A 12098-nucleotide genomic window follows, 5' to 3' on the forward strand; every position below is an offset into this window, starting at 1 on the left:
ATCTACCAGAAGAGCTTCGAGGCGGCGAACCCCGGCATCACCATTCGCTGGGTGCGCGATTCCACCGGCGTCATCACCGCAAAGCTGCTGGCGGAAAAGGACAACCCGCAGGCCGATGTGGTGCTGGGCACCGCGGCGACCTCGCTGCTGCTGCTGAAGCAGGAGGGCATGCTGGAGCCCTACGCCCCGAAGGGCTACGACATCCTCGACAAGCGCTTCGTCGACAAGGATCACCCGCCGGCGTGGGTGGGCACCAACGCCTGGGCGGCGGCGCTGTGCGTCAACACCGTGGAGATGGACAAGCGCAAGCTGCCGATCCCGGAAGGCTGGGCCGATCTGACCAAGCCGGAATACAAGGGCCTGATCGTGATGCCGAACCCGGCCTCGTCGGGCACCGGCTTCCTCGATGTGTCGAGCTGGCTGCAGATGATGGGCGAACAGAAGGGCTGGGCCTTCATGGATGCCCTGCACCAGAACATCGCCACCTACACGCACTCCGGTTCCAAGCCGTGCACGCTGGCGGCCTCCGGTGAATATCCGATCGGCATCTCGTTTGAGTTCCGCGCCGCCAAGCTCATCAGCGACGGCGCGCCGATCGTGGCCGTGGTGCCGAAGGAAGGCGTGGGCTGGGATATGGAGGCCTCGGCTATCCTCAAGGGTGCCAAGGACCCGGAAGCGGCCCGGAAGCTCATCGACTGGGCGGTTTCCGAACCGGCGATGCAGATCTACGCCGACAACTACGCAATTCTGGCTAATGCGGCGCTGGAAAAGCCCGTGAAGAACCTGCCGACGGGCATCAAAGACAAGCTGATCAAGAACGATTTCGAGTGGGCTGCTTCGCACCGCGCGGAAATTCTTGACCAGTGGCGCGCCCGTTACGACGCCAAGTCCGAGCCGAAGAAATAATCCGCACCGCGGCGAATCGAGGCCGGGCGCGGCGGAAGGGACAGCTCTTCCGCCGCGCCCGGCCTGCAGGGCTGCGCGCCCGGATCGTCGGGGCGCAGGTGCGATGTGGGGGAGGGACGCGATGTCCGGTGGTCTTCGGCCGTCCTATCTGGCTGTCGAGAACGTGACCAAGCGCTTCGGGCCGTTCGTGGCGCTCAGCGAAGTGTCGCTGGAGGTGGGGGAGGGCGAGTTCGTCTGCTTCCTCGGCCCGTCCGGCTGCGGCAAGACCACCTTGCTGCGGGCTATCGCCGGGCTGGATATCCAGACCGGCGGCCGGATCGTTCAGGCCGGGCGCGACATTTCCCGCCTGCCGCCCGAACAGCGCGATTTCGGCATCGTGTTTCAGTCCTATGCGCTGTTTCCCAACCTGAGTGTTGCCGCGAACATCGCCTTCGGGCTTGAAAACCGGCGCATGAAGCGCGCCGACATTAACGAGCGCGTTGAGGCGCTGCTGAGGCTCATCCATCTGGAAGAGCGGGGCGGGGCCTATCCGGCTCAGCTTTCCGGCGGCCAGCAGCAGCGCGTGGCGCTGGCGCGGGCGCTGGCCCCCAACCCGGGTCTGATCCTGCTCGACGAGCCGCTGAGCGCGCTCGATGCCAAGGTGCGGCTGCACCTGCGGCAGGAGCTGAAGCAGCTTCAGGCGCGCCTCGGGGTGACCACCATCATGGTGACCCACGATCAGGAAGAGGCGCTGGCGATTGCCGACCGCATCGTCATCATGAATGCCGGCCGCGTGGAACAGGCCGGAACGCCGCAGGAAATCTACGACAATCCGGCGACGCGGTTCGTGGCGGATTTCATCGGGGCCATGAACTTCCTGCCGGTGACGGTAACCGCGCAGGACCGCGTGCGCTTCGGTCCGCTGCCGATTGCGGTGGCGACCGGCGGCCGCGCCGCGGGCAGCCCGGCGATTGCTGCCATCCGGCCGGAAGACGTGCAGCTCGGGCCGGCCGGCGACGACGACGCCGGCAACGGACTGGCCATGGATGTGGGGCCGGTGGAGTTTCTCGGCGGCCATGTGCGGGCGCGGCTGACGCACCCGGCCTGCCCCGACGATGTGGTGATTGCCGAGGTGCCGCAGGCGGCCGCCCGCCGGCTCGGGCTTTCCGCCGGCGCGCGGCTGCCCGTCAGCCTGCCGGCCGGCCGCCTCCGCCTCTATGACCGGGAGGCCGCCCATGGCTGAGGGTGCCCTTGCTGCGCCGTCGCGGCCGCTGCGCATGGCGGCCGGTCGCGACGACCGGCTGATGCTGCTGTTCACAGTCATGATCGGGCTTTATCTGGTCATCAGTCTGGCCTTGCCGATCGGGGCCATGCTGCTGAAGTCGACCGAGGTGCGCAGCTTCGATTATCCGGCCTTCGACATCGAGGTGACGACGCCCTCGGGCGTTCATGCCCTTGGCACGCTGGAGACGGCGGCCCCGCAACTGGGGCTTCCGGGGCCGGTTTTGCAGGCGCGGCGCGGACCTTCGCTGAGCGCGGCGCAGATGTTGCCGGGCGGCAACTTCGCCGGCGAGCCGGTTTCGGCGGTGCGGGTGCGTTTCAGCGGCGCGGCCGGGCAGGGGGCTCTGGAGCTGCGCGGCCAGCCGGTGGCGCCGGGCGAATGGGCCGAGGTCGACGGTGAGAACCTGCGCCGGCTGATCCTGCGCGCCGGTACCATCCGCTCGGCCGGGAACTTCGTCGATTATTTCCGCACGCCGGCGCTGACGCAGTCGATCCTCAACAGCCTGACCGTGGCGGTGCTGACGACCGTCATCACCGTGACGCTGGCATTTGGCTTCGCCTATGCGCTGACGCGCACCGCGATGCCGTTCAAGGGGCTGTTCCGCACCGTCGCCATGGTGCCGATTCTGGTGCCCTCGCTGCTCGCCGGCCTGTCGCTGGTCTATCTGTTCGGCAATCAGGGTTTGCTGAAAAGCCTGATGTTGGGCACGTCGATCTATGGTGCGCCGGGCATTGTGGCGGGCTGTGTGTTCTTCACCTTTCCCCATGCCCTGATGATCATCGCCACGGCGCTGGCCATTTCCGATGCGCGGCTCTACGAGGCGGCGCGGGTGCTGCGGGCCTCGCCGCTGCGCACCTTCTTCATGGTCACGCTGCCGGGGGCGCGCTACGGGCTGGTCTCGGCCGCCTTCGTGGTGTTCACGCTCACCATCACCGAGTTCGGCGTGCCCAAGGTGGTGGGCGGCGAATATTCGGTGCTGGCGGTCGACATCTACAAACAGGTGGTGGGGCAGCAGAATTTCGCCATGGGCGCGGTGGTGTCGGTCATCCTGCTCATTCCGGCCGGGTTCGCGTTCATCGTGGACCGCATCGTGTCGCGCCGCCAGGTGGCGTTGCTGGGGGCGCGGGCGGTGCCATTCGAACCGCAGCGCAACTGGCTGGCGGATGGCGTGGCGCTCGCCTATGTCGGCGCCGTGTCGCTGATGCTGCTGGCGGTGCTGGGGGTATCGCACTATGCCGCGATGATCCGTTTCTGGCCCTACAACACCGCGCTGACGCTGAAGCACTTCAGCTTCGAGGGCGTCGACGGCGGCGGCTGGTTCTCCTACGGCAATTCGCTGCTGCTTTCGGTGCTGACAGCGGCCATCGGCACGGGCGTGGTTCTCGCCGGCGCGTATCTGGTGGAAAAGGGCCGGGGCCTGCCGGTGGCGCGGGGCGCGCTGCAGTTGCTGGCCATGCTGCCGATGGCCATTCCGGGCCTCGTGCTGGGCCTGTCCTATATCTTCTTCTTCAACAGTGCGGCCAATCCGCTGCATTTCCTCTATGGCACGATGGCGATCCTCGTCATCTCCACCATCACGCACTTCTATACCGTCTCCCACCTGACGGCGCTGACCGCGCTGAAGGCGATGGACCGGGAATTCGAGGCCGTGGCGGCATCGCTGAAGCAGCCGATGACGCGCATGTTCAGCCGCGTCACGCTGCCGGTGTGCCTGCCGACGGCGCTCGATATCGCGGCTTACCTGTTCGTCAACGCGATGACGACGGTTTCCGCGGTGGTGTTCCTCTATGCCCCTTCCACGACCCTTGCCGCCGTGGCGGCGCTGAACATGGACGACGCCGGCCAGATTCAGGCGGCGGCGGCCATGTGCATGCTCATCTTCTACACAAATCTGGGCGCCCGGGTGGTCCATGCCATCCTCGCGCGCAGCCTGAGGCGAACCCAGTCATGGCGTCAGCGTTGAATTCATCCTTCGATCTCGTGGTGGTGGGGGCGGGCATCGTCGGCCTCGCCCATGCGCTGGCCGCGGTGCGGCGCGGCCTGAAAGTGGCGGTGGTCGACCGCGAGGCCCGGGCCATCGGTGCCTCGGTGCGCAATTTCGGCTTCGTGACCGTAACCGGCCAGCAGGACGGCGACTGCTGGCGCCGCGCCATGCGCTCGCGCGATGTGTGGGCCGAAATCGCGCCGCAGGCCGGCATCGCGGTGGAGCACGCCGGCCTCGTCGTGGTCGCGCAGCGGCCGGAGGCGATGACGGTGCTGGAGGCGTTCTCCCGCACCGCGATGGGCGAGGCGTGCCGGCTGCTCGATGCCGCGCAGATGCGGGCAACCTGCGGCGATGTTCTTTCCGGCCGGCCGCTGCAGGGCGGTCTTTACAGCCCGCACGAGCGGCGGGTGGAAAGCCGGGACGCCATTCCCCGGCTGGCACGCTGGCTGGAGCAGGCGAGGGGGGTGACCTTTCTGCGCCGCGTGCTGGTGAAGGGGGTGGAGCCCGGACGGGTGGTGACCACCGCCGGCACGCTGCAGGCGCCGAAGGTGGTGGTTTCGCCCGGCGACGATCTGCTGACGCTGTTTCCCGAGCGCATCGCCGCCATGGGCATTACCCGCTGCCGGCTGCACATGATGAAGGTGATGCCGGGCGATGCCGGTTTCCGCCTGCCGGCGGCGATCATGTCCGATCTCTCGCTGGTGCGTTATCTCGGCTATTCCGAATTGCCGGAGGCGGCGGCGCTGCGCGCGCGGCTTGAGGCGGAGCAGGGCGCCTGTCTGGCGGCCGGCATTCACCTGATCGCCGTGCAGGGCAGCGATGGCGGGCTGATCATCGGCGACAGCCACCATTACGACTGGAGCCCGGCGCCGTTTGCCGAAGAGGCGGTGGACCGCCTGATTCTGGACGAGATGCACGCCGTGCTGAACCTGCCCGGCGCCGCGGTCACGGAGCGCTGGAACGGCACCTACGCCAGCCTGTCCGACCGGCTGATGGTGCGCGATGCGCCCGAGCCGGATATCCGGCTGGTGATCGTCACCAGCGGCACCGGCGCCAGCACGGCCTTTGCGATTGCCGAAGAAACCCTCGACGAGCTTTACGGAGCGCTGTGATGACCACTCAGAAATTGCAGGCCGTGGTGTTTGACTGGGCCGGCACCATGATCGACCACGGTTCCCGGGCGCCGATGGGGGTGTTCGTGGAAGCCTTCGCCACGTTTGGCGTGCCGATCACCATCGAGGAGGCCCGCGGGCCGATGGGTATGGCCAAGCGCGATCATATCAGCACCCTGCTGGCGCAGCCGCGCATTGCCGCGGCGTGGGCCGCGGTGCACGGCGCGCCGGCCGGGGAGGCCGATATCGACCGCGTCTATGAGGTGTTCGTGCCGATGAACGCGGCGGTGGTGACGGACTATGCCGACCTCATCGAGGGGGCGGCGGCAGCGGTGGCGCGGCTGCGGGCGCGGGGGCTGAAGATCGGCTCCACCACCGGCTATACCCGGGAGATCATGGCCCCCGTGCTGCCGATCGCCGCCGCACAGGGCTATGTGCCGGATAATCTCGTCTGCGCCGGCGATCTCGCGGCCGGCCGGCCGACGCCGCTGATGATGTATCAGACCTTCCTCGACCTTGGCGTGTGGCCGGCCTCGTCGGTCGTGAAGGTGGACGATACGGAAGTCGGCATTGCCGAGGGCCTCAACGCCGGGTGCTGGACGGTGGGCGTGGCGCTTTCCGGCAACGTCTTCGGACTGTCGCCCGAGGAGACCGGGGCGCTGTCGCCGGAAGAATTCGAGACGCGCCGCAATGCGGCCTGCGCCAGACTCGTGCGCGCCGGTGCGCACTATGTGATCGACAGCGTTGCCGACCTCGACGAGGTCCTCGACGAGATCGAGGGCGCGCTGGCCCGCGGCGAGCGCCCCTGACCATGACAGGGCAGGGCGGGGCAAGTGAGGGGGATGTCAATACATCCCCTCTTCGTCAGGAATGGCTGGCCGGGCGCGCGCCGGCGACGCAGGCTCTGCTGGCCGCGGATGCCGCGGTCTTCCTGCACCAGTCGCTGTCCACGCCGTGCCTTGATGCGGTGGCCGGGGCGGACGGTGCGTGGCTGACCATGGCCGACGGGCGCCGGGTGCTCGACTTTCACGGCAACAGCCTGCACCAGATCGGTCATGGCCATCCTGCCGTGAAGGCGGCCATTGCCGCGCAGCTCGAAACGCTGCCGTTCTGCCCGCGGCGTTACACCTGCGATGTGGCGGTGCAGTTTGCCGGAAAGCTGGCTGCGCTGGCCCCGGAGCCGCTCGGTAAGGTGCTGCTGGCGCCCAGCGGCTCGGCCGTGATCGGAATGGCGCTGAAGCTGGCCCGCTATGCGACCGGCCGGCACAAGACGGTGTCGATGTGGGATTCCTTCCACGGCGCCAATCTGGATGCGATCTCCGTCGGCGGCGAGGCGCTGTTCCGCAAGGATGCCGGCCCGCTGCTGCCGGGCACGGAGCATGTGCCGGGGCCGGGGCTCGCCCGCCGCTTCTTCGGCGACGATGACGGCGCGGCCGGCCGGCTGGCCGATTACATCGATTATGTGCTGTCAGTGCAGGGCGATGTCGCCGCCGTGATTGCCGAGCCGATGCGCTGGACCACGGCCGAACCGCCGCCGCCGGGGTTCTGGCAGGCGGTGAAGGCGAGTTGCGAGCGGCACGGTACGCTGCTGATCTTCGACGAGATCCCCTCTGCTCTCGGCCGCTGCGGCGCCTTCTTCGTGCATGAGGCGATCGGCTGCGTGCCGGATATGGTGGCCATCGGCAAGGGGCTGGGCGGCGGCATCGTTCCGCAGGCGGCGCTGATCGTGCGCCGCGATCTGGACGTGGCCGGCGATGTGGCGCTCGGCCATTACACCCATGAAAAAAGCCCGCTCGGCAGCGCCGCGGCGCTTGCCACCATCGCCGTCATCGAGAATGAGAACCTGATCGCGCGCGCCGGCTGGCTGGGCGCCCGGGGCCGGGAGGCGCTGCACGCGCTGGCGGCGCGGCATCCGGCCATCGGGGCGGTGCGTCACATGGGGGCGTTCTTCGGCGTGGATTTGCGCGACCATGCCGGTGTGAGCGGTGCCGGGCTTGCCGACCGCACGCTCTATGCGGCCCTTGACGAGGGCCTGAGCTTCAAGGTCGGGGGCGGCAACGTGCTCACGCTGTGCCCGCCGCTGACCATTGCCGAGGCCGATTTCGACGAGTCGTTTGCCATTCTCGACCGCGCCCTCAGCCGCGCAGGAGCCTGAGTCGCATGGGGCGCCCGCCGGCATTTCGCGGCATCGGGCGCCCGATCGCTAGGCGCAGCGGCCGTGATTTTGCCCATAAAAAGCACAGAAACGCACGTTCCCTCTTGCCAAACCGGGGCAGGCAGCACTTTTGTGCGCGCAGAATGAATGAGCGTCCGGCTGCGACGGTCCGCGGCGGCGTTCTGACCTGAATTTAGGGACTTCCGCGTCATGGCCTCAGAAGCGTCCGCCGCCGTCACTCACCGCGACCTTGCCAATGCGATCCGCTTCCTTGGCATCGATGCCGTGGAGAAGGCGAAGTCCGGCCATCCCGGCATGGTCATGGGCATGGCCGATCTGGCCACGGTGCTGTTCACGAAGCATCTGCGGTTCGATCCCAGCGCGCCGCACTGGCCGGACCGCGACCGCTTCGTGCTGTCGAACGGCCACGGCTCGATGCTGCTTTATGCGCTGCTGCACCTGACCGGCTATGAGCAGGCGACGCTGGAGGAGCTGAAGCGCTTCCGCCAGTTCGGCGCGCGCACCGCCGGCCACCCGGAATATGGCCATCTGGAAGGCGTTGAAACCACCACCGGCCCGCTGGGGCAGGGCCTTGCCACCGCGGTCGGCATGGCGCTGGCGGAACGCAAGCTGGCGGCCGAGTTCGGCGCCGATCTGGTCGATCATCACACCTGGGTGTTCGTCGGCGACGGCTGCCTGATGGAAGGCATCAGCCAGGAAGCGATCTCGTTCGCCGGCCATCTCGGCCTGTCGAAGCTGATCGTGGTGCACGACAACAACCACATCACCATCGACGGCTCGACGTCGCTTTCCACCGGCGATGACGTGCGCGCCCGTTTCGCCGCGTCCGGCTGGGAGACGCTGGAAGTCGACGGCCATGACGCCGAAGCCATCGATGCGGCCTTCACGCTGGCCCGCAAACTCGGCGCCCAGCTCGGCAAGCCGGTGTTCATTTCCGCCCGCACGCACATCGGCTTCGGTTCGCCCGGCAAGCAGGACAGCGAGGGAGCCCACGGCGCCCCGCTCGGCGCGGCCGAAATCGAGAAGACCCGTGCCGCGCTCGGCTGGCCCTATGCGCCGTTCGAGGTGCCGGAGGCGATCCGCGCCGTGTGGCTGAAGGCCGGCGCGCGCGGTGCTGCCGGCCGGGCGGCCTGGCAGGCCCGTCTTGAGGGGGCGGATGCGGCCGCGCGGGCCGAATTCACCCGCCGCATCGAGGGGCGGCTGCCGGCCGACCTGCAGGGCAAGGTGGAAGAGGGCCTGCGCGCGATCGTCGCCAGCCCGGCCGATATCGCCACCCGCGCCGCCAGCCAGCGTGCCCTTGAGCTGCTGACGGCGGCGGTGCCGGAACTTCTGGGCGGCTCGGCCGACCTCACCCATTCGGTGCTGACCCGCACCAAGGGGCAGAGCGCGCTGACGCCGGAGAATTTCACCGGCAGCCACATCAATTACGGCGTGCGCGAGTTCGGCATGGCGGCCATCATGAACGGCCTCGCCCTGCACGGCGGCTATCTGCCCTATGGCGGCACCTTTCTGGTGTTCTCCGACTATGCGCGCCCGGCCATCCGCCTCGGCGCACTGATGGGAACCCATGTCACCTATGTGCTGACCCACGACTCGATCGGCCTCGGCGAAGACGGTCCGACCCACCAGCCGGTGGAGCATCTGGCGGCACTGCGGGCGATCCCCGGCCTCAAGGTCTATCGCCCGGCCGATCCCGTCGAAGCGCTTGAGTGCTGGTACGATGCCGTGAGCGGCAAGGGGCCGAGCGCACTGGTCGCCTCCCGTCAGGCGGTGCCGCAGGTGCGGCGCGATCCCGCCACGGCGGTGCAGCCGTTCCGGGGCGCCTACGTGCTGAAGGAGGCCGAAGGCGGCCGCGACATCACGCTGCTCGCCACCGGCACGGAAGTGAGCCTTGCCGTCAGCGTGGCCGAGGCCCTTGCGGGGGAAGGCATCCGCGCGGCCGTGGTGTCGATGCCGAGCTGGGAGCGCTTCGAAGAGCAGGATGCCGCCTACAAGGCCGCCGTGCTGGGCAACGCGCCGCGTCTCGCCATCGAGGCGGCGGAGCCTTTCGGCTGGACACGCTATGTGGCGCGCGAAGATGATGTGTGCGGCGTGCGCGGCTTCGGTCTGTCCGCGCCGGCCGGTGAACTTTACCGCCATTTCGGTCTGACGGTTGAGGCGATCGTGCCGAAGGCGCGCGCGCTGGCCGGTCGCTGACAGCCCGGAACGGCATCGCAGGACGTAACGGAGGAAGGCCGCGGCCATGGTCTCGAAGCTCGATCGACTGCGCGAAATGAGCATCGTTGTCGCCGATACCGGCGATATCGATGCTGTCAGCCAGCTGAAGCCGGTGGATTGCACCACCAACCCGACGCTGGTGCTGAAGGCTGTGAGCCTGCCGCGCTTTGCCGAAACGCTCGACGAGGCGGTGAGCTGGGGCCGCGCGCAGTCCGGCACGCCGCAGGCCGTCGCCGCGGCGGTGGCTGACCGGCTGGCGGTCTCGGTCGGTGCGGCGCTGACGGCGCTGGTGCCCGGCCGGGTTTCCACTGAGGTCGATGCGGATCTCTCGTTCGATACCGCAGCCACCATCGACAAGGCCCGCGCCGTGATCGCCGCCTACGGCGCACGCGGCATCGGTCGCGAGCGCATCCTGATCAAGATCGCGGCGACCTGGGAGGGTATCCGCGCGGCTGAAGTGCTGCAGCGGGAAGGCATCGACTGCAATCTGACGCTGATCTTCTCCCGGCTTCAGGCCATTGCGGCGGCAGATGCCGGTGCGTTCCTGATCTCGCCGTTCGTCGGCCGCATCCTTGACTGGTATGTGAAGTCGACCGGCAAGACCTATACCGCGGAAGACGATCCCGGGGTGCAGTCGGTCCGCGACATCTATGCCTATTTCAAGGCGCACGATATCCGCACCGTCGTCATGGCGGCCTCGTTCCGCAACCCGGGCGAGATCGAAGCGCTGGCCGGCTGCGACCGGCTGACGATCTCGCCGGCGTTGCTGGAAACGCTGGGGGCCGATCAGGGGCCGCTGCCGCGCCGGCTTTCGCCGGAGACGGTTGTCGAGCCTCCGCCGCGCATCGTGCTCGACGAGCGCGCATTCCGCTGGGGCATGAACGAGGATGCCATGGCGACCGAAAAGCTGGCGGAAGGCATTCGCCAGTTCGCCCGCGATCTTGCAACGTTGCGGGCGCTGGTCGCCGGCCGGCTGGCGGAGTGACCCGTCCGGCTTGCCAAAGGCCTCCGGATCGGTTTCGTTAGTCTGCGCCCGGCCGACCCTTCGGCCGGGCGTTTTCATTGCCGGGTGGTCCGGCGGTTCGGGCAGGCGGAGACCATTGCGCCGCCGCCCAGTTTCGGCAGGGCGCAGGGTGTCCGCCCGCCGGCAGAGACGGTAGTCGAATCTCATGGAACTCGACAGGATCGAGGCCGCTGTTCAGGCCTTTGCGGAAGGCGAGCTGGTCGTCGTCGTGGACGACACCGATCGCGAGAACGAGGGCGATCTCATTCTGGCGGCCGCAACTGCGACCCCGGAAAAGATCGCCTTCATGATCCGCCATACCAGCGGCATCCTGTGCGTGCCGATGAACGGCGAGCGCGCGGCGGAACTGAATCTGGCCCCGATGGTGGCCCAGAATCTCGACCCGATGCGCACCGCTTTCACGGTGACGGTGGACTACAAGGTCGGCATGACGACCGGCATTTCCGCCGAGGAGCGCTGCAACACGGCCCGCGCTCTGGCGAACCGCAACTGCATCGCCTCCGATTTTCTGCGCCCCGGCCACATTTTCCCGCTCATCGCCAAGCCCGGCGGGGTGCTGACGCGCTCCGGCCACACCGAAGCCGGCGTCGATCTCGCCCGCCTTGCCGGGCTGGAACCGCTTGCCGTGCTGTCCGAGATCGTCAACGACGACGGCACCGTGAAGCGGCTTCCGCAGCTGGTGCCGTTTGCCCGCGAGCACGGCCTCAGGATTATCTCGATCGAGGATCTGATCGCCTACCGCCTGCGCACCGAAAAGCTCGTTCATCGCGTCTCGGAAAGGGCCATGTCGATCGGCGGTCTGCCGGCGCAGGTCTTCGTCTATCGCTCGCCGTTCGAGCCGCTGGAGCATCTGGTGGCGGTGTTCGGCGACGTGAAGGATGCCGAAAAGGTGCCGTGCCGCATTCATCGCGAACAGCCGCTGGCGGACGTGTTCGGCGCCGGTGCCGGACGCGGCTGGGCCGAGCCGGCCATGGCGCGCATTCGCGCCGAGCGTCGCGGCGTTCTGATCTATCTGCGCGAGGCGCAGGCCGAAACCGCCGACCATGAGCAGGCCGAGCCGGGACGCGACGGGGAGAAGCACTCCAGCGCCCTTGCCCGCATGAACCGGTGGCGCGAAATCGGCGCCGGTGCCCAGATTCTGCGCGATCTTGGCGTTCGGTCAATTTCCGTCATCGCCTCGTCGGAGCGCCAGTACGTCGGACTCGGCGGATTCGGCATCGAAATCGCCGAAACGATTCTGACAGAGGCGTGACACGACCTGTGGACGGGCCCGAAAGAGGCCCGTCCTTTCAACGTGTTGCGCAATTCGTGGGCACGCTGCCGCAAGTTTCTTCAAAACCCGTGTTGACAGGCATCCGGCAGCCCCTTATAAGCCGGGTCACTGACGGGGCGGCGCTGCCCGGCGCTGGACGCTGAAG

9 protein-coding genes are annotated in these 12098 nt (G+C 68.1%); all 9 read left to right on the forward strand.

Annotated features, from left to right (window positions below):
* Positions 1–906, forward strand: a 906-nt coding sequence (locus tag V7067_RS06545; protein ID WP_334175080.1) for a putative 2-aminoethylphosphonate ABC transporter substrate-binding protein, incomplete at its 5' end; no start/stop codon positions are given.
* A 121-nt stretch (positions 907–1027) separates the two neighbouring features.
* Positions 1028–2128: a putative 2-aminoethylphosphonate ABC transporter ATP-binding protein gene (locus V7067_RS06550; RefSeq protein WP_334175081.1), complete on the forward strand. Its 1101-nt coding sequence runs from the start codon at positions 1028–1030 to the stop codon at positions 2126–2128.
* Positions 2121–4130 carry a putative 2-aminoethylphosphonate ABC transporter permease subunit gene (locus V7067_RS06555; RefSeq protein WP_334175082.1) on the forward strand — a complete coding sequence of 670 codons (2010 nt, stop codon included), beginning with the start codon at positions 2121–2123 and terminating at the stop codon, positions 4128–4130. Before V7067_RS06550 ends, V7067_RS06555 begins: the two co-directional genes overlap by 8 nt.
* Positions 4115–5263 (forward strand): TIGR03364 family FAD-dependent oxidoreductase, encoded by a 1149-nt coding sequence (locus tag V7067_RS06560; RefSeq protein WP_334175083.1) that lies wholly within the window; start codon positions 4115–4117, stop codon positions 5261–5263. Before V7067_RS06555 ends, V7067_RS06560 begins: the two co-directional genes overlap by 16 nt.
* Positions 5263–6072: a phosphonoacetaldehyde hydrolase gene (gene phnX, locus V7067_RS06565; RefSeq protein WP_334175084.1), complete on the forward strand. Its 810-nt coding sequence runs from the start codon at positions 5263–5265 to the stop codon at positions 6070–6072. Before V7067_RS06560 ends, phnX begins: the two co-directional genes overlap by 1 nt.
* 2 nt (positions 6073–6074) lie before the next feature.
* On the forward strand, positions 6075–7418 hold the full coding sequence (locus V7067_RS06570) for an aspartate aminotransferase family protein (RefSeq protein WP_334175085.1): 1344 nt from the start codon (positions 6075–6077) through the stop codon (positions 7416–7418).
* A gap of 210 nt (positions 7419–7628) precedes the next feature.
* Positions 7629–9635 (forward strand): transketolase, encoded by a 2007-nt coding sequence (gene tkt / locus V7067_RS06575; RefSeq protein ID WP_334175086.1) that lies wholly within the window; start codon positions 7629–7631, stop codon positions 9633–9635.
* Between the two features lie 46 nt (positions 9636–9681).
* On the forward strand, positions 9682–10641 hold the full coding sequence (gene tal, locus V7067_RS06580; RefSeq protein WP_334175087.1) for a transaldolase: 960 nt from the start codon (positions 9682–9684) through the stop codon (positions 10639–10641).
* A 184-nt stretch (positions 10642–10825) separates the two neighbouring features.
* Positions 10826–11932 (forward strand): 3,4-dihydroxy-2-butanone-4-phosphate synthase, encoded by a 1107-nt coding sequence (gene ribB, locus V7067_RS06585; RefSeq protein WP_334175088.1) that lies wholly within the window; start codon positions 10826–10828, stop codon positions 11930–11932.
* Positions 11933–12098 lie beyond the last annotated feature (166 nt).

This window comes from Pseudoxanthobacter sp. (assembly GCF_036822375.1).
In the GTDB taxonomy this organism is placed as follows: domain Bacteria; phylum Pseudomonadota; class Alphaproteobacteria; order Rhizobiales; family Segnochrobactraceae; genus Pseudoxanthobacter.

Bases quoted from the DNA above. Each gene is read 5' to 3' on its own strand.
- V7067_RS06550 (WP_334175081.1), top strand. From the start codon at position 1,028: ATGTCCGGTGGTCTTCGGCCGTCCTATCTGGCTGTCGAGAACGTGACC.
- V7067_RS06555 (WP_334175082.1), top strand. From the start codon at position 2,121: ATGGCTGAGGGTGCCCTTGCTGCGCCGTCGCGGCCGCTGCGCATGGCG.
- V7067_RS06560 (WP_334175083.1), top strand. From the start codon at position 4,115: ATGGCGTCAGCGTTGAATTCATCCTTCGATCTCGTGGTGGTGGGGGCG.
- phnX (WP_334175084.1), top strand. From the start codon at position 5,263: ATGACCACTCAGAAATTGCAGGCCGTGGTGTTTGACTGGGCCGGCACC.
- V7067_RS06570 (WP_334175085.1), top strand. From the start codon at position 6,075: ATGACAGGGCAGGGCGGGGCAAGTGAGGGGGATGTCAATACATCCCCT.
- tkt (WP_334175086.1), top strand. From the start codon at position 7,629: ATGGCCTCAGAAGCGTCCGCCGCCGTCACTCACCGCGACCTTGCCAAT.
- tal (WP_334175087.1), top strand. From the start codon at position 9,682: ATGGTCTCGAAGCTCGATCGACTGCGCGAAATGAGCATCGTTGTCGCC.
- ribB (WP_334175088.1), top strand. From the start codon at position 10,826: ATGGAACTCGACAGGATCGAGGCCGCTGTTCAGGCCTTTGCGGAAGGC.